This window comes from Providencia sp. TYF-12 (assembly GCF_041344805.1).
Classification (GTDB): Bacteria; Pseudomonadota; Gammaproteobacteria; order Enterobacterales; family Enterobacteriaceae; genus Providencia; species Providencia huashanensis.
The window spans coordinates 3,271,961-3,288,863 of record NZ_CP166833.1; the positions used below are offsets into that span (position 1 = coordinate 3,271,961).

Sequence of the window (16,903 nt, forward strand, 5' to 3'; positions counted from 1 at the left end):
GTAAATCAATGAATTCATCTTTAGGCATTGTCTTTAATTTTTCAGCTGCCTCCCACACCATCTCATAGGCTGTTTTACACACGGTTACCTCGCATTATCACGCATAATAATTTTATCAGCCCAATCCATAGCTTCTTCATACCGCTTATTGGATGGGATTTTATCTTTCTCGCTACGGGGAAATTTAGCTTCCATAGCAGCGCGGAAACCTGTCATTGTCATTCCCCACGCTTCCTGTTCGCTGATACCCAAATGGGCTACCGCAAGGTAGACATAAACACGCGGGTCGAACTCGTTTGTGAATTTTCCTTGTGGCTCTTCGTCTTCATCAGGCTTTTGGTCGCCCATGATACCGTGTCGCATTAGGTGACGGGCTAGCTTAATAATATCCTCAAGCTCAATATACCCCGCTCGATAACTTAACCACCCCTTTCCATTGATACTAAGTGAGCCGATTAGATTGCTGATATTTTCGTTACAGCACACCTCCATCACTTCCTTGCATGCCATAGCCATTCTTGCAAAGCAGACTGGCTCCACTTGCTTAGCGATATCAGGATTGTTTATTTTTGGGAATTTACCGCCATGAATTGTAACGAAAACATCAGTCAATCTTGTTAGTGAGTCCTTCGCTAGTCTGGCCATCGCAGAAAATGAAGGTGTAAAACAATACGCTTTACCATCTACTATTGCTGTAAATTGCCCTACATCCGTTAATACTTGCATGAGACCTCAATAGAGGGGCTTGCGCCCCTTAGATTAAGAAATGGTGACTGTCGCTTGACTTGAAGTAACACTACCCGCAGAAGTTGAGGTAATGACGCAAGTATATTCCCCTGCATCACCCGCAACCGTTGCCTGTTTGCTGAATGTCGCAGCAGTGCCGCCAGACACATTACTATTGCCTTTCTTCCACTGGTAAGTTAGCGCTGAGCCATCGGTGGATTTAGCTTCCACAGATAAAGTTAGCGTTTGGCCTACCGTCAGAGTTTGGTCTACTGGCTGTTTGGTGATGACGATTTCTTCTGGAATATCACGGATATCGACACCACCTGCGCTATTGGCTTCAATAGACCAAGTCGCTACATCATCGTGTGGGTACTCGTCACTCCAGCTAGTCACTAAGAAACAGCCTTCTGTGATATCTGTAGGGCTAACAATCTTGAACCATACATAAGGCTGGCCTGATGTGGTTTCAGGGTTGTTAACGTGGCGCTTTAGCTCCTTCTGACCATATAAAGACTCTTTACGAGATACGCCATCACCCGAGAAAGTGACGTTTTTATACGAAACTAAGCTTTCCTGTGTATTTTGTGGCGACATATCGCCCGTTGCGTCTACCGTTTCCCATTCAGTAGCAGACGACTTTCCGCGCATCATACCAAGGCGACCGTAGTCCATTGGTGATGGTTTGTTCTCAGGGCACGCAATTGCATAAAATACAACCACGTCGCGCCCTGTGAATGCACCTGATTCACATGCCATGTTTATTTACTCCGTTATCGTGAGATTATTGTGTTGAAATTGATTTCGAGGACTAAGCGATTTCTGTCGCTCATTGATTGGTTAATACCGCCTATTGGCTCTACATAGGTCATGCATCCGATTTTGTGGTCTCGGATTAATGCTTCTCTAATGCTAAAAGCTAGGTCTTCAAGTACTGATTGACCGCCATCAACTTCAGATATAAGCAGCATTCGATAAGAGTCGCGTGTTATTGCTTCCTCTGGCTTAGCGCCGCCCATTCGCTGAATGACGATAAACTTGTCTAGTTGCTGACCATCTTTCCAAAATCGATACTGAACATCGAAACCATCAGAGAAGTGATTAACCTCCAGCCACTCAGTAATTTCGCTGTAAATATCACTAGGCTTCATATCTTGTAGCCCCGTTTAATGATTTCCTGTATTTCTGGCGCTGCGTTTTCAAATCCTTTGCGTAAGAAATCAGGTTCTGCGTTAGGGTCCCAATATCGCCCCTTACCAGTACCGCCACCAAATGAGACACCACTTCGAGTTTTACCAAAATCTTCCCTTGGCTGACCTTTAAGCTTGCCTTTCATCTGGCTAACCGCTGCGGCATAGTTGGCTGAATAACCGACTCTAGCCTCATAACCGCTGGGTATTTTCTGTAATTGGCGATACTGACTGTTGATGAGATTGGATGTATCGATGGGGGTAATTGCCGCAGCGTAAGCCGCACCAGTGATAGATATCTCCTGCATAACTCTGGCGGTTCGTTGGGTAGCAATAAGCTCTAATTCGCTATTGATATTCCCTCTGACTCGCTTGATACCTTTGACTTTCACACCCATATCACGTCCTTATCTCATAGTCTGGCTCTTCACCGAAAAAGCTCATATCATCTTCTTTAACTGTGATGATAATATCGCCTACCTTCCGAGGGTCAGATTGAGAAGTGGTATCACCTTTGGCAATGTAGAAACCACGCTCTGGCCTTTGCACATCGACACCGTTACGCTTCAACTCAGTGTAAAAAACGTTATTGGTAACAAACTCCTTCCCCATATCATCTTTCACAACCTCATTGCTAGATTGCCATGTGCAGTCGATAAGATATGGAGTGCCATAGGTGATTGTGTCATCCCATTTTCCACCGCCGCGAATAACAGGGTAAATAGTGGCGAGTGCGGTATATGACCAGTTAGCGGTAGTGCTCATCGACCACCTCCGCACATACAGCCACCTTTCGCAATCCACAATCCAGCATGAGCCGTTTGAGTCGGGTCAGAAGGGATTAGCCCATTAGCGCATCCGTACTTATCTAAGCCACGTAGAAGCGATGTAGCTGCTTTCCATCTATCACCAAATGATTGATACCGAAATGACCGTGACGCACCGTTAGGGGCTGATTGCGAGCTGATATACTTGTCACCCTGACCAAGAGCCATGAGCGCGAGCAAATACATCTGAATCAGTAGCGCTGTCGCAGCTGGGTAATGCTTATCAAGGCATTCCTGAATGCTACCGATCTGCTCAATCAAAGCGTCGAGAATAAAATCAGGTAACTCTATTCCCTGCCCCGTCAGGTATTCTTTGGCTTGCTCTTTTGTGATCATGATTACCTCACAAAGCAAAGCCCCCTTTCGAGGGCGTAAAAAAACCGCTTTCGCGGTTATTCTTCTGGAAGCAGAGCAATTAGCTCATCGACCTTGGCTTTCTCATCAAACTCAATACCTAATTCAGCGAGCTTTTCGATTACCTCTTTCTTGGTTGGCTTTTTAGTCTGCTCAACTGATGGTGTTAATGCCGCAGCGGCTTCATCTGACAGCAAGCGCACATTTGGTTTTAACACTGGATGCAATTCTTCAAACTCAACTACCTGCCCCTTAATAACTCCATGCCAAGGGATAATAACTTCATACTTAGCCATTTTATCTCCTTAGCTCAGTTTCGCGCCGTAAACTACACCAGATTTGCCTTCACCATCACGAGTGATTTGCAGGCCTGCCGCGCTCATGATTTGGAAGTTGTAGTTGTCCTGTGGCATAAAGCGAGGCTTAGGAACAACACCTGTTGCCATGCCAACTAATGGAGTCACTACATCTTTGCGGCGCTGATACGCAATGAACTCAGTACCTTTAAGCGCATAAGTCGGGCGAATTTCTTTCACGCCAGCATATGGAAGCAATGTATCGATAACACGACCATTCACCACGCTATTGCCTGCCCCAGCACCAACTGCAACCACAGTAGGTTTAATCAAGTTGCCCCATGCCTCATAGCTCACCCACATAACATCGTAAACATCTACTTTGTTATTGTAAGCAGTCTGACCGAACGCACCATTGAAACCAAAGAATGCTAACAATGCAGGCAAATCAGCAGTAGTTAAATCGATATCTGCACCAGATGTGCCTAAATCAATCTTCGCTGTGTTGCGGTGGTTCTTCATGCCTTGGCCTTTGTAACTATCAACGCTGATTTTGTCATCGCCATTCAGGAAGTAATTAACAATCTTCTTGTTGAATTGGCGCATCTTCGCAGTTTGAGAATCTAACACTAAGTCGATCCCCACAGTGCTTAGACCTGCCGCATGACGCCAGTTAACACCATAACCTGCGGTGAACACTGGAATTGGGTCACCGTCTGAACCGTATTCAGTGTGGTCATGTGAGTATGGCGCTTGACCATCAATACTGATTGATACATCGTCAGCAATATCACCAACCACATTATATAACTTGGCAGTTTTACCAATCGGCAGCACAGTTTGCAGGCCCATTAAATCATTGACGATTTCCATACCTGTTTCTTGGTCGCGGAGCTGGATAATGTTACGGTCAATCTCAGCCCAAAATTCACGAGTGAAGCCGCCAACTTGGTTTGCCGCTAACGTTTCACCGTCCATCACGTTCTGATACTGATTAATCATCAGATTATGCTGCGTGTTGTAAATATTACGTGTCGCCCACAATCCTTCCCACTGACGTTGCAGTCGGCTATTTGTTGCTAAAGTTTCAGCAGTATAAAACATAGTTTTTCCTTTTAATTATGCAGCGGCAACAGTGCCAACACGGAAGCGAACTCGAATGAAATCCGCGCTAGACAAAGTTACTTCATCTTGGCTGTAGCCAATAACCGAGTCGGTATCAGAAGTTGCCAAAGCACCTTGACCATCCGCACCAAATTTAATCGGAGAGTCTTTTTTGTAAGTGCCAGCAGGAACCAATAAAGCAAGCTCTCGACCTTCTTCCACATACTCACCGACAGCAGAGTCGCCAGCAGGAATAGCATCACGAATTGTCAGACCTTGGTGATACGCAGGATTGGTGATGTAGATGCGACCTGTTAATGCTGTAGCTTGTGCAAACTCATCATTTGCATCAATGACTACGAAAGTACCGGGCAACACATTCGCCTTTGCTGTGCGAGTTTCTGTAATTGATTTGCCGTCAAGATTTACACGGCGGTAACGACTAGTGGCCATTATTGAGCTCCTTTAAAGTATTCCGCAGGGTTTGGTGCGCCAACTTGTTCCTGTTGTGTGCCCGAGTTGCCAGCTAATGACGCCGCTTCACCGAGTTGCTTGTGCATATCGATTAACGCTTGGCCTTGCAGTGAATTTGCAATCACTTCACCATATTTAGCCGCTACCTCTTTACGCATTTCTGTTTCTTCAGCGCGTTGGTTAGCAGTTAGTGATTCTTCTAACTTCTGATGGTTAACTTGAAGCGCATCAACCTTTTCATTGATTGGCTTTAGTTGCTCTGCAAAGTTTGCCGCTAATGCCTGTGTGATATCGCCTACTAAGTCTTTCTTTTCTTCTTGAGTTAAAGGCATGTCGCCCTCCGTGCTGTTGTTAATTGCAGGGCTTGCCTGCGGTTTACTGAATACCGATTTAAGTTTATTTGTTACCACTTTGACCCACGACTCTTGGCGCTCTACTTCTTCGCCTTGAATATCAAATGTGATAACGCCGTTTTCGTTAGTGTAGGAATGTAATTTAGCCGTGCCGTTATCTACCATGATGACTGCGTGTGTATCAGTGAAATCAGATACCCATACATATTCGTCACCAGTAGCAAACTGCTTGCGAGCCGCCATCGTTAACTTGTGTTCTTTCTCGCGATAGGTTTCGCCAGTAAGTGCGCCGTTGTTGATTTGCATCTCAGTTGCTTGGTCAGCGTTAACCATCATTCCAACGCCTTGAGTTGGTGTTGCTGCGCCAGATTCATGAAGCAAGATTGCGTCATGATCCATGCTGTGGATTTTCGCAATCCAGTTATAGCCTTGTGCTTTCTGTTCTTCGTTGGCTTCTAGTTGCTCCAAGAAAACAGCCACACTGGTATGGATTGGCTCTGAGCTTTCGCCGCTTTCCAGCGCTTCCACTCTTGCCAAAACTTGGCGGCCACCTTCAGATTCTTTAGCTTTGTTTACATCAATCCACTTTTCTACATAAATTCGATTGCCAACTTTCGCAACATTACGATTCCATGCGCCTACATGCCCCTGATTGATGCCCTCAGCGGATAATGCTGATACGAACTCACCATTTACCGTTGGGTGACCAAGTGGCGCGAGAGTGCCTTCTAAGCCTCTGTAGTGAGCATCGATTTCTGTGCTTGGATATAAGCCACCATTCATGATGACATTTGCTGGCAGTGTGTAACTCGGGATGATGATGTGCTCACGACCGTTATAGGTTTCACGCCTGATTGATGCGCTGTTAACCTTGGTCGTGACGTTTACTTGAATCGGCATCGTTATTCCTCCGCCCATTGGTAACCACGTTCTTTCATGGCTTCTTTTTCCTCTTTCAGTTTATTGAGTAACGTATCGTTGTAGGGTCTACCTTCTTTGTTGGTCAGAATCGTCACCGTCGAGCACTTGCAGTTGATTGAATTACCATCTACAGCCCACCAATCGCGTTGCTCGTCAGTGGTAAATATTTTGCCGTGACGTGATGCATGATTAGGTCGAGTTGTTGGGCTCAGTGCTGATATGTGAACCTGTCGAGTTTCAAGGTTGAGAACTTCACTAGCCTCATCAGCTTCATCCATTCTTGCCCTACGCAATGCGGTGGTGATTTCAGTTCTGGCAACCCGATTAGCACGACGAATTTCGATGCCTGACTGCTCATTCAGATTTCTGGCTACCTCACGAGGATTTAGCCCCCTCGCTATGCCATCGGTAAGAATGCGCGCCATATCTGCTTTGACTTGCGCAGACAGCCCTTTCATTTCTTCAAACACCCTAGCCCGAACTAACGCCATCCGAAGCTGATAAGGCTCACTAAGCAGTATCGTTGCCACGCTTTGTTGCGTCGCTGCATATGCTGTCGATTGCTGCGCTAGGTTTGCATATTCCTGCGCCGTTCCTCGCTCATATGCTGTGCTGACGTACTCATTGAAAAAGAAGTTATTGAATTCTCCACCCTGCAATAGCACCTCATCGACCATGAGCTCACCGTCTCTCAAGATGATTGAAAGATAATCAGGGTCTAGGTCGAATTGGTATTTTTTATTAACTACGGGCTCGGATGGGATTCTATTGAGTAGCTGTATGTAGCCTTGCGATACTTTTTTAATGCGCTTAGCAAAGGCTTTCATTGCTCCGCGTTCTAATTTATCAACCGCTGTCGGATCTGCTTTCGTTCCTGCCCTTATCGCGGCTCGTATCTTCTGGATTTTCATCGAATTCACCTAGCGGGTCATCGCTGTCGTTTTCATACCCTGCCGCCGTCCTGATTTCCTCAACAGTAAATACAGGCTCTCCAGTTGCTAGTGATGTCTGATTAATACGGCTCATCTTCTCAGCGCTATCAAGCTTCTCAGTAGCTGATTGCTCGTTCAGGTCATCCCAAATAACCGTTTTCTCAGCAATAGGCTCTAGCACTTTGATTCGTGTTAAGTGGTCAATGAAGTCCTCTATTTCGAATGAAAGCTCACTTTCCCTGCGAGACTGACAGCGTGAATTGAAATATTTCTGGTCTTCGGTGCTAGCTCTTTCACCAGTTTGCATGCCAACGAGTATTTTCGATGGGATATCCATTGCTGCGGCGGCGGTTTGGAGATTGACGTTATATGTAGGTGTTGGATCTGATACCGCAGTAACCAATGGGCTAACATTGGCGCCTTGGGTGATCATAACTGCATCATTGCCTATGTTGATTTCCCTAGCTACATCGTTATAAATCTCCTGCAACTCTGACATTTCAACGCCGTATGCTCTTGCTAAATCATCAAGTTTGGCTTCTTTGTCAAAGTTAACTGATAGCTGTCTGGCGGCATTCTTGAGGAATGACTCACCAGAACCGCCTTCGACTTTTTCAAGGCTAACAAAGGCGTTATACGCCGGCTCAAGGAAACCAATCGCATCAATGGAGTAATCACCAAGAATAAAAACTCGGTCAGGATGAATATTGATATTTCTAGTGCCGCCATTGGGTAGTGACTCGGTGTATTGCCACATCTTCGGCTGGCCGTAGTCAGGCGAGTTAATATCAGTAATCCACTCAGTAGGTTTGATAGCGCTAGCCCATGCAGGAGTGACCTTTCTCAAAAGTTTGGAGGCTTTAACCGGTTCGTGCCATTTACCATTGTCATTGATGTGAAGGATTAGGCCAGAATAGCGACCTACAAGACGGCGCTGATCTGCCTCTTTAAACTCTTTCCATATGCGTTTGTTAATTGCTTTTTTGAAAGACTTTTCCCACGCCGTTTCATCTTTCGACTCATCGGCACTATCTCCTTCAATGACGTGCGGAGATGTTTTCCAGCACGTGCCACTTAATTTAGTTACCCCGCCGTATGCAATACCGCCACGCCGAAATAGTTTGTATAAATCATCAAAGGTTAAGTCTTGTTTAAATCCGTATTCGCACCAAGCGGATGATCGCTTAGCATCAAGCCCCATGGTTGGATTGACCAAAGCCATACGGGCACGAGCTATCGCATCATTCACTAAGTGATTGACGGCTAGTTTCATGTTTTCTTGCATTATCGCCTCAGCAATCTTTTTGGAACCAGTAGACCCGCGTTAGATTTTTGTGTGATGTACCCATCAAGCCCGTATCTGACAGCATCCCAACAGTGGTTGTTAGCATCCAAAATCACAGGTAATACTTCACCAGTGATCCGGTCTGTTTTGTATGAGTAGAGACGGGCTTCTTTTGCTGTTTCTTTACAGCGAGGATGAATGATGATTTGTTTGAAGCCACGTAAATGCGTAATACCATCCTCTACGCTACCCTGCCACTTTTTAGCGGCTGAGATATTGAATCCCTGCCGCTTTAAATAGCTAATTGTTTCAGGTCGTGCAGAGTCGGCTTTGATTGGCCACTTACGGGATTCTGGTATTTTGTCATAAAATGCTGGCATATGATCAAGCTCAACACCCACGCCATAAGCTTCATATTCGATATACAAACAGTCATTTAGGATGAACTGTCGTAGCAGCGTGTTAGGGTCTTTAGCGAAGCCAAAGTCAGCGCCGAAAAGTAAACGGTCTGCTTGCTGCCATAAATCATCAGGGAATGATTGAACTACATATTTATTCGCTAATACTTGCTTATCAGAGTTTTCAAGATACGCACCTTCCCAAATCCATGCATAAGTAGCGGTATCTAGTCTAGCTTGGTCATTTAACCGCTCATCTTCCAACACTGATGGAAACCACGGGTTATCATCGTAGTTCATCTCGACAACGACAGCGTTATCAGGTGGGTTCTTTCTAAATCGCTTATCTGTCGCGCTACCGTCTCGCTCAGGGTTCCATGTCACCCATATTTCAGAGCCAGCCTCACGAACCGTAGGAGCAAGTTTTGTCCATGCTATTTCTGATACTGATTCAGCTTCATCAACCCAAGCTATTAATATTCTCGCCTTAGATTTAATGCTATCTAAGTTATGCCGTAACCCTGCGAATACATAACTAACTGACCGGCACTTAGTGCGAATGTATTTCTCACCTAACTCATAGAAATCATTTAGCCAAGGCACAGACCTAATCGCCTGCTTAACCTCTTCCATGGAAGATTCTTCTAGTGAGTTCATGTATTCACGAGCGCAAAGTATTACGCCAGATTGACCATTCATCGCAGCAATATAGCCACGAATAGCCGTCATTAATGCGAATGTTCTTGTCTTTGCAGAGCCACGCCCGCCATGTGAACAGCGATAGCGATAGTTACCTTCGAATGCTGGAATTAATTTAGGCGGTATTTCAATCCTCGCTACCGTCATTGTTACCTCCGGCAACCAGAACTATTTTTGTTGGTGACATTGAGCTATCAGAGGATTTGTGGTCAACCTCCTGCTTCTCACTGTATCCATGATTGGCAAGCATTAGCTTAGTTATTGTTGAGTTGAAATCACCAGATAATCCGCTATTAATTAGCTTCATTTCCTGAAAAGCCATAATTCCGTCTAACGTGTCCGAAAACTCATTACCTAAGTCACTATCCTGCTTTGCATATTCATAAACAGTAGAGCGAGCAATGCCTAGGTAGCACGCTAGACCAGCGATACTTGGTATTACCTGACCTTCGTTTTCTTTATAACCGCCAAATAAATATTCCTTTGCCTTAGCGATTAGATCATCAGTCAGTTTGCTAGGGCATCCAACCTGATTTGATTGCTGTCCCATAATGTTTCCCTCATAACAAATTAAAAAGCCCACCATAATGAGCTTTGTGATTGGTTATTTGCAAAACAGCCTCTTTAACCATCCGATTACGCCAGCATTACTTGGCTCATCATCAATGCGCATAAGGTTATTTAGCACAGTAACCCGCATAGCAAATGGCTCGCCAATGCCGTCGAGCTCAACAATGAATTTGCCATCCTTTTTACGTTTGAACACCTTAAATGTAGCGTTGTCTATTTCTTTACCCTCGCTATCAGCGATAGTCATTCTCACATTGACCTTTTTCATTTACGCTTCACTCAAAGTGTCAGTAGGCGCTTCCACAACTGGCACATACTCAACGCTGCTGATTTCATCGGGTGAAATGTATATCCATGCGCCGTCAGCTTGTGCGATAGCGATTAAACCATTAGTCACGCGAGGCTCTTTCGTTGTCATTAAGCCTTCGTAGGTTGTGCCGTCTTTCTTTGTTGCTGTTACTGTGTATTTCTTCATACTCCACCCAATAAAAAACCCGCACTAGGCGGGTCATTGTGAATTCTTGTTGTTTATTTAATGTATAGCTAAATGTCGCGCATTGATTTAGGAATTTCCCTTTCAACATACTCTTCGGCTATTGCCATTATCTCTCTGTATGGTCTAGCGAATGGGCCAACTACAACAGTGATGTTTTGACTATAAGCTTCCTCTGGAGTCAGTTTCATGGTTTCTACAGTCATTATCAGTGCAACTTTCAATGCAGCGCCAGTCCAAGGTAAGTGCTCAAGTTCACTCATTGCCATACCCTTATCTTTCAGGAAAACGATACTCGAAATGCGGAGGCTCGTCATTTCTCACCGTTACTTGTAGTTCGTAGACAAACTTGTCTGGCGCAATATTAAATGGTTCAATAATTCCGTCAACATGAACGTCATTACATACCGCTGGCAGCTCTGCTATGTACGTTGATGGAGGCATCCCTTCATCATTTAGTTTTACTTGAGCCCATACACCTTCGCATGGACCATTAACCAATTGAACTTTCATAATAACCTCGTCTAGTTATTCGTCATTGAAATACTGGCAGGTGGTGACGATACCACTTTTCGAGAGCGACTCTAGCCAGTAGTTATACTTTCGCATAAAAAAGGCCGCTGAGCGACCTATTCAGGTGATGCAATTTTTAGTGCATCGGTAATTTATTGATTTACAAGCAAAGCGCATTTTTACGCCGCTAATCTGTGCATTTCCTCTAACAATGGTTGCTTATGGTTTTTATTGAACAGGCCTTTTAGCGATTCTTTCCGCTGCTCAAAATCCCAGCCCATCGAAATAAACACTGTGTTAGCTCTTTGCAGTTCGGTTATTGCATGGATTTGCTGATGTGAAAGATAGTCGCGAATTGGGTCGGTTTTGCCTATGTCATTATCTTTCCTAAATTTTGCTGACGATACACCAAGCACTATGCGATTAATTAAGTCAGCCTCGTTACTAAAGTGATAATGTGCGGGCTCTTTGCCTTCTTGAATCTTGCTTTCCTTTACAGCATCCGTCATTGGTTTATATTCCATTCGAGCAATATTGCGCTCTATTTGAACTTTAGCCTCTCTCGCTGCTTTTTCACGGAACTGAATAAAACTATCAACTAGTCTAACTTGCCCATCTCGCGCCTTTTCTCCACCGATGAAAGGCATAACTATCAGAAACCCTCTTTCCGTTAGCTCATAGCATGGTAGTTCTTTTTTCTGTTTAGTAATGTAAGACGAGGGCTTGAAATCAAGCTCTCCTAAATGGCCACTATCAATCAAACTTCTAACATCTTGTAATACGTTTTTATGCTGCCTGCCAAACTCACTAGCAATAATGTCAGTTGTAACGACAGGTTGACCATTAGCTTTTTTAATTAAATGCTTCATAGTTAGTTCCTTTTAGAGATAAACCTTGCGCTCAGGAGTAACCAGCCCAAAGAGGGTTAACCAAACCACTACTGGTTATCCTCAAGGCTTATCCTGAAAGGTTCTTTGGTGTGTATGTGCCGAGCGTGGCACAGGGTGAAATGCGTAGAGTTCGCAGCCATCATCACGTATCACTACGTTACTTTGGTCACTTACGGCTTACCCGTCAGCAAGATAGAGACCACCTCACTTAATTGCGAAGAAGCCATTAAAAACCCCCTGATTTCTCAGAGGCTCATTATTCGCTTGCATATTTTGAATGCGTTAGTTACATTTAGCGCGGATATTCATTTTATTGTATATATGTATTTTAGCTCGCGGTGTGTGGGCTTTTTTTTTATTTCATCACCTGTCGTTGTTGTTCAATTTCCAGTATTGCTTTCTTGTCGGCTACTTAATCAGGGATGCGGCGTATTCGATTAGATATAGCTTTGGAGCTAAAAGTATCTTTAACCACATAGAAAAACCGTCAATGGCGATAACAGCACCGAAAAACAAAATTAACGCTGGGAATATCGTTCTGGAAAAATCATACATAGTGGAGTTGATGTTGTATTTTTTTTCTCCATCATGATATGTCCATATAGCACCGTTAGATTTAGCTCTCTTAGCCCATATCGGCATAAAGATGGCTAGCGCAATAAGTACCACACCAACAACAGACCAGATAATGCCCATTGTCATTTTCCACGCTAGTAATTGATGAATTACCTCTGGCAAATTGGCGTGACTAAATGCAACTGTTGAATCAATGCCGCTTGATGCTTTTTCCAATAAATCAGTAAGCGCCTTTGAAACCTGTTCATTCATCGTAAACACTCCGTTTTAATATAATCTTGTAAGCCAAGTATCATTTGCTTTGACTCTGCAATTCGTTGTCTGAGTAACCAATAATTTCCGATAGCGGAGTCAGTAGGTCTGGCGGTTGTTCCATCATCCAAGCCGGAGGTGGTATTGCTTTCGCCTTTCGGACAACTGGCTCTGATGTACACCCGCTCAGGATTACGCTCAGCAGCAATACGCAACCGGTCAATTTCAGCTTTTGCATTTGTGAGTTCCGTTGTGTGCTTGGTGTCGAGTTCATGAAGGGAGTTAATGCGCTTTTCATAGTCTGCGGTGATAGCTACTTGCTCATTGAATTTATTCTTCAGTAGTGAATAATCACCTTTCAGGTTGCCGTAACTACCCATTACCCACCAAAGCCAGAAAGCTAGGATAGCGCAAGCACCAGCCAAGACTTTAGTTAGCGTTGTCATACAGGAATCTCAACATGAGGCGCATCAATGAACTTAGTTTCAATTGGTAGTGATGGGTCATTCTTCCAGTTGATACCGAAGCGCAATTTAACACCTAGCTCATCAGCGGCTTGCTTAACTGCTTTCAATAAAGGCTTAAACTCATCAATCTGCCATTTAGTATTCACTGGGATGATGTCAACTGCATGACCTGTTAAGTGGCGGCTGTGCATCGTTTGTGATTTCTTTTCTGCAACCAATTGCTTTTGTCGCTCTTGAGTTCGCAGACCTTCAATGACAATGAAATCGACAGGTGTTATTTCCAGTGTGCGGCGAATAACTTTTACTAAATCAGGGTTGACGCCTTTAAGGTTATTTTCGCTTCTCTGGCTGAATTTGAAGTTGCTCATTTTTCACCTTCTTGAATACCTGCATGATGTTGCCTTTAGCTGCAAAAACCAAAACGCAGATGAACACATCACCGAGTAAGTTAGATAAGCTCGTATCGAAATCATTAGGCTTTATTAATTGGTAGCTTTGCCATATACAAAGCCAGATAAGCACCATGCCGATAAATGAATCTCTGTGGCGAGCGTAATTACATAGAAATACACGAATGGCCATGAGAATTAACACGACGACATTCGTATAGTTGATAATCTCTTGATAACTCATTTTTTGCCCCTCCACTTTTCAGCTAAGGTGCTCAGCAATACGGAGAAATTATTCTCAATGAGTCTTGGTAGCCATCTAATGGCCTTTGTTAGCGTTTCGCTACTTGCGATAATGAGAAGCAATGAAATAAATAATGCTGAAACCAGAATGGCAGTTAATGTTTTACCTATCTCATAACCCGTCTCAGCTACAATTATTCGCTCTACTGATTCAGAGATAAGAACGCCAGTTAAAAACGATAAGATAAATAACAGAACCTTTTTCTTGTTGTTATCTTTTGAGGCTATGACTGCAACAGTTGCGCCAATAATTGCACCTGTAATTACACCGTAGTCAAAGCTTCCTGTCATTAATCCGATTGCACCACCGCCTGCTGCGCCGACGATAGCACCAGCTGCGGTACTTGGCATATATAACACCTGTGTTTTAGTTAATAGATAGCCGCGCACAATCTCTATGCGTCAATTAAGTGTGTGTGATTAGAATTCTGTGGCGGCGTATACGGAAAAAGGCCGCACTAGGCGACCTCTTGAAATATTGTTCTGTTGGGACTGTTGGCCAACGATATTTTGAACTACTGCATATTTTGCAGCAGTTGGAATTAATGCCCGTTTCGTGGGCTGACGGCATGGAACGTTACTCATGCACCAGTCGGGATTTACTAAGGCGACATGCCCGTTGTTACCACGTTCTGTTTATTCCCTCGAATTCGGGGGAATTAAAGTTTGAAATACCCATTACCGAAAAATAGAGAATCATTAAACTTCTGACTTCTTTCTTCACGCTCTTCTTCTGACAATTTATCGCGCTCAGCGTAAGGGTTAGCTTTAGCTAAGTCAGCCCTAGTTGGATATTTAGAATCCGTCGAATTCGTCATACATATAACCACCAAATTAGGTTGCCACACCAAGCCGCTAGACAGGTAGTAACTATTGCCTACGAGCGGGTGGCGTGGTCTTCAAGCCCCATAAGGGTACATCGAAAGCCCCCAAACGTATCGCAAACCAGATTTCTCCGTCCTGCGTAGAGGTTATGAGGGGCACTATTGCTATTTAGATGGACATAGCTTGACTATCGCAAGACAGGATAGACAGTTAGGGCTATGCCTCGGTTAAGGTACTCATCCGCAATGTCGGCATTTCTGCTAATGATAGTTTCCCGTCACGATGAATTGCGATTTACTGAGATATTTATACAACAAAGCCCCACCGAAGTGAGGCTCTATTTTCTTCGACCTCTCAGCCGATGCGGTTGGAGTTCCAGTCCAAATAGACGAAGTGACCAACTAGGCGGGATCGATAACAAGTGCCGCCTCTTTTACCTTGTTACCTGCTCTTTGCCTTTCACGACCGAGCATAACATAAACAGTATACTATTTAGGCGCGGAATGCAATAGATTTCTCCTATTAATAAATTACATAGAAAATAATACTACTTGATATCACTAACTATAGGATGAATAGCATCTTCAATCATCGCACAAGCCCATCTAACTCGACGTTTAGCAGAGTCTAGGTCTATACCTGTTTTCCTCGATAGCTCCTCTAGAATGTTTTGCGGGCTTTTGCATTGCTTATAGCGTTTAATAACTACATCACGAAGCGGGTTGCTCGTTGGTAAAATTTCGTTAATACACTTTTCAACAAATTCGGCGTCATCTTTTTCTTTGGCGAGGCGAAGTGCGCCGAGTGTTGATTTGTTTGGTGCAATAATCTCCTTTACCTTTTCGATTAGCTCATTGCCTGTGTATCCCATCTTTCTACAGTTATCGAAAGTGGCACGGATCAAAGTGGACGAACCATCATCCCATTCATCCCTTGTCATTAGTCGACCAATAACATTTATATTTAGACCATCTGGAGAATCGTCTCCTTGGTAGTTTCTTCCCCATATGGTGAGCATATATCTAGTCCATGGTCTTTCTGATGGGCTTAGCTTTGGAAGTGTTCCAAAAAGCTTTTTCCTCATTTCCTTTTCAGTTCTGAAGTAAGCTATTTGTTCAAATGAAGCCTTTCTCATCTTACCTCCGGCAATACTGTGTGATACCTATCGCAACCGACTGAATAAACAATCGACTTTCCTCTTTGTTGTGCATCAAAAGTTCTCACAACAGCTAGGTTTCCTAGTGGAAGCTGAATAACACTAAATTTGGCGCGATGAAGTGATTCTCTTGATTTTCTTCTAGCCGCCGCTATTGCAACGCGAAGATTTTTGTATTTATCAGTCATCACATATCCCCCATCTGATAAGTTATTCCATGCTGATACCAATCAGGCAGTGTGAACTCAATCCGACCTGTTGCGCCCTCACTACGTAGCTCCTGAAGCCGTTTAAGTTCAACTTTCATGTGTTGGTATAAATCATCCATTTGCCACGGCTTTAACTTCACAGCCGTTTCTGCTAAACGAGCCACGCTATCAATAGTCATCTCGCTGTAAGTGATAACAGCATGAGCATTGAATTCGTGTGGGTCTTCGCCTAGTTTTCGGTGACAGCCAGCGCAATGTGAGAAGGCATTAAGAGGATGGTATCGAGTTGCTTTGTGTCGTCGTGATTTGAAGTGGGAACAGTGAAGTTTTGAAGGTTCGTGTCTAAAGTGTCTTCCGCAGTAGTCGCATTCGTAATCTGTTCGTTCCCTGACTAACTGCGAAAATACAATATCGTATTTATCGCGTTTTAGTGCCATCTATGCCCCCATAAACCCCATCGCTAAAGTAACAATCGAAAAGAATAAAATTACGTGTCGAGCTCTAATCATCACAATCCCTTAATTTAGTTACTTTTATTAACCACTTATCAACGATTTTAAGCACTGACCTATATCTAGAATCTAGGCTCCAGAAGAAATCACCTATCCATGAAAAGATTTGTGCCAGTAAAATAATCAACCCATAAAACGGGAGTACAAACAAAATCCATAGCGTGGTGACTGAGTAAGCTATTAGATAAC

Annotated in this window: 28 protein-coding genes; all 28 read right to left on the reverse strand. The window is 43.9% G+C overall.

Annotation, left to right across the window (positions count from 1 at the left end):
- Nucleotides 1–84 precede the first annotated feature (84 nt).
- The 28 genes from ABE954_RS15020 to ABE954_RS15155 all read right to left on the reverse strand — a co-directional run bounded on the left by ABE954_RS15020 (nt 85) and on the right by ABE954_RS15155 (nt 16,639).
- Entirely contained in the window at nt 85–726 is a 642-nt protein-coding gene (locus ABE954_RS15020; protein WP_371025548.1) for a DUF6246 family protein, read from the reverse strand.
- Nucleotides 727–759: 33 nt separating this feature from the next.
- Nucleotides 760–1,485, reverse strand: coding sequence for a phage tail tube protein (locus tag ABE954_RS15025; RefSeq protein ID WP_272674596.1), 726 nt, complete (start codon nt 1,483–1,485; stop codon nt 760–762).
- A 14-nt stretch (nt 1,486–1,499) separates the two neighbouring features.
- Nucleotides 1,500–1,877: a hypothetical protein gene (locus ABE954_RS15030; protein ID WP_210853369.1), complete on the reverse strand. Its 378-nt coding sequence runs from the start codon at nt 1,875–1,877 to the stop codon at nt 1,500–1,502.
- Complete coding sequence (locus ABE954_RS15035) at nt 1,874–2,314, reverse strand: hypothetical protein (RefSeq protein ID WP_371025549.1); 441 nt, start codon at nt 2,312–2,314, stop codon at nt 1,874–1,876. The genes ABE954_RS15030 and ABE954_RS15035 overlap by 4 nt, the downstream gene beginning before the upstream one ends.
- A 1-nt stretch (nt 2,315) precedes the next feature.
- Entirely contained in the window at nt 2,316–2,681 is a 366-nt protein-coding gene (locus ABE954_RS15040) for a hypothetical protein (protein WP_272674595.1), read from the reverse strand.
- Nucleotides 2,678–3,079 carry a hypothetical protein gene (locus ABE954_RS15045; RefSeq protein ID WP_371025550.1) on the reverse strand — a complete coding sequence of 134 codons (402 nt, stop codon included), beginning with the start codon at nt 3,077–3,079 and terminating at the stop codon, nt 2,678–2,680. The genes ABE954_RS15040 and ABE954_RS15045 overlap by 4 nt, the downstream gene beginning before the upstream one ends.
- A gap of 56 nt (nt 3,080–3,135) precedes the next feature.
- Nucleotides 3,136–3,393: a hypothetical protein gene (locus ABE954_RS15050; protein WP_371025551.1), complete on the reverse strand. Its 258-nt coding sequence runs from the start codon at nt 3,391–3,393 to the stop codon at nt 3,136–3,138.
- A 9-nt stretch (nt 3,394–3,402) separates the two neighbouring features.
- Complete coding sequence (locus ABE954_RS15055; protein WP_371025552.1) at nt 3,403–4,497, reverse strand: major capsid protein; 1,095 nt, start codon at nt 4,495–4,497, stop codon at nt 3,403–3,405.
- A gap of 15 nt (nt 4,498–4,512) precedes the next feature.
- The gene (locus ABE954_RS15060; protein ID WP_371025553.1) at nt 4,513–4,950 is read right to left on the reverse strand and encodes a hypothetical protein; all 438 of its coding nucleotides are present in this window, start codon (nt 4,948–4,950) and stop codon (nt 4,513–4,515) included.
- The gene (locus ABE954_RS15065; protein WP_371025554.1) at nt 4,950–6,224 is read right to left on the reverse strand and encodes a hypothetical protein; all 1,275 of its coding nucleotides are present in this window, start codon (nt 6,222–6,224) and stop codon (nt 4,950–4,952) included. Before ABE954_RS15065 ends, ABE954_RS15060 begins: the two co-directional genes overlap by 1 nt.
- Nucleotides 6,225–6,226: 2 nt before the next feature.
- The gene (locus ABE954_RS15070; RefSeq protein ID WP_371025555.1) at nt 6,227–7,156 is read right to left on the reverse strand and encodes a phage minor head protein; all 930 of its coding nucleotides are present in this window, start codon (nt 7,154–7,156) and stop codon (nt 6,227–6,229) included.
- Nucleotides 7,092–8,462: an anti-CBASS protein Acb1 family protein gene (locus ABE954_RS15075; RefSeq protein ID WP_371025556.1), complete on the reverse strand. Its 1,371-nt coding sequence runs from the start codon at nt 8,460–8,462 to the stop codon at nt 7,092–7,094. Before ABE954_RS15075 ends, ABE954_RS15070 begins: the two co-directional genes overlap by 65 nt.
- Nucleotides 8,462–9,706 (reverse strand): PBSX family phage terminase large subunit, encoded by a 1,245-nt coding sequence (locus ABE954_RS15080; RefSeq protein ID WP_371025557.1) that lies wholly within the window; start codon nt 9,704–9,706, stop codon nt 8,462–8,464. Before ABE954_RS15080 ends, ABE954_RS15075 begins: the two co-directional genes overlap by 1 nt.
- Nucleotides 9,687–10,109 (reverse strand): DNA-packaging protein, encoded by a 423-nt coding sequence (locus tag ABE954_RS15085; protein WP_371025558.1) that lies wholly within the window; start codon nt 10,107–10,109, stop codon nt 9,687–9,689. Before ABE954_RS15085 ends, ABE954_RS15080 begins: the two co-directional genes overlap by 20 nt.
- A gap of 54 nt (nt 10,110–10,163) precedes the next feature.
- A complete protein-coding gene (locus ABE954_RS15090; protein ID WP_129467054.1) occupies nt 10,164–10,397 on the reverse strand; it encodes a hypothetical protein in 234 nt (77 codons plus the stop codon).
- Entirely contained in the window at nt 10,398–10,604 is a 207-nt protein-coding gene (locus ABE954_RS15095) for a hypothetical protein (RefSeq protein ID WP_129467052.1), read from the reverse strand. It abuts the gene before it with no gap.
- A 68-nt stretch (nt 10,605–10,672) separates the two neighbouring features.
- Nucleotides 10,673–10,885, reverse strand: a complete 213-nt coding sequence (locus ABE954_RS15100) for a hypothetical protein (protein ID WP_129467051.1) — start codon at nt 10,883–10,885, stop codon at nt 10,673–10,675.
- Between the two features lie 10 nt (nt 10,886–10,895).
- Nucleotides 10,896–11,135, reverse strand: a complete 240-nt coding sequence (locus ABE954_RS15105) for a hypothetical protein (RefSeq protein ID WP_129467049.1) — start codon at nt 11,133–11,135, stop codon at nt 10,896–10,898.
- A gap of 179 nt (nt 11,136–11,314) precedes the next feature.
- Nucleotides 11,315–12,004 (reverse strand): Rha family transcriptional regulator, encoded by a 690-nt coding sequence (locus tag ABE954_RS15110; protein ID WP_129467048.1) that lies wholly within the window; start codon nt 12,002–12,004, stop codon nt 11,315–11,317.
- A gap of 429 nt (nt 12,005–12,433) precedes the next feature.
- Nucleotides 12,434–12,853, reverse strand: a complete 420-nt coding sequence (locus ABE954_RS15115) for a hypothetical protein (protein ID WP_371025559.1) — start codon at nt 12,851–12,853, stop codon at nt 12,434–12,436.
- Entirely contained in the window at nt 12,850–13,299 is a 450-nt protein-coding gene (locus tag ABE954_RS15120; RefSeq protein ID WP_371025560.1) for a lysis protein, read from the reverse strand. The genes ABE954_RS15115 and ABE954_RS15120 overlap by 4 nt, the downstream gene beginning before the upstream one ends.
- Complete coding sequence (locus ABE954_RS15125; protein WP_371025561.1) at nt 13,296–13,688, reverse strand: M15 family metallopeptidase; 393 nt, start codon at nt 13,686–13,688, stop codon at nt 13,296–13,298. The genes ABE954_RS15120 and ABE954_RS15125 overlap by 4 nt, the downstream gene beginning before the upstream one ends.
- A complete protein-coding gene (locus tag ABE954_RS15130; protein WP_272667844.1) occupies nt 13,651–13,953 on the reverse strand; it encodes a hypothetical protein in 303 nt (100 codons plus the stop codon). The genes ABE954_RS15125 and ABE954_RS15130 overlap by 38 nt, the downstream gene beginning before the upstream one ends.
- The gene (locus ABE954_RS15135) at nt 13,950–14,363 is read right to left on the reverse strand and encodes a putative holin (RefSeq protein WP_371025562.1); all 414 of its coding nucleotides are present in this window, start codon (nt 14,361–14,363) and stop codon (nt 13,950–13,952) included. Before ABE954_RS15135 ends, ABE954_RS15130 begins: the two co-directional genes overlap by 4 nt.
- Nucleotides 14,364–14,671: 308 nt before the next feature.
- The gene (locus tag ABE954_RS15140) at nt 14,672–14,830 is read right to left on the reverse strand and encodes a hypothetical protein (RefSeq protein ID WP_168697653.1); all 159 of its coding nucleotides are present in this window, start codon (nt 14,828–14,830) and stop codon (nt 14,672–14,674) included.
- A gap of 554 nt (nt 14,831–15,384) precedes the next feature.
- Entirely contained in the window at nt 15,385–15,972 is a 588-nt protein-coding gene (locus ABE954_RS15145) for a hypothetical protein (RefSeq protein WP_241105155.1), read from the reverse strand.
- On the reverse strand, nt 15,969–16,181 hold the full coding sequence (locus ABE954_RS15150; protein ID WP_210846714.1) for a hypothetical protein: 213 nt from the start codon (nt 16,179–16,181) through the stop codon (nt 15,969–15,971). Before ABE954_RS15150 ends, ABE954_RS15145 begins: the two co-directional genes overlap by 4 nt.
- Nucleotides 16,181–16,639 (reverse strand): hypothetical protein, encoded by a 459-nt coding sequence (locus ABE954_RS15155; protein WP_371025563.1) that lies wholly within the window; start codon nt 16,637–16,639, stop codon nt 16,181–16,183. Before ABE954_RS15155 ends, ABE954_RS15150 begins: the two co-directional genes overlap by 1 nt.
- Nucleotides 16,640–16,903: the final 264 nt, after the last annotated feature.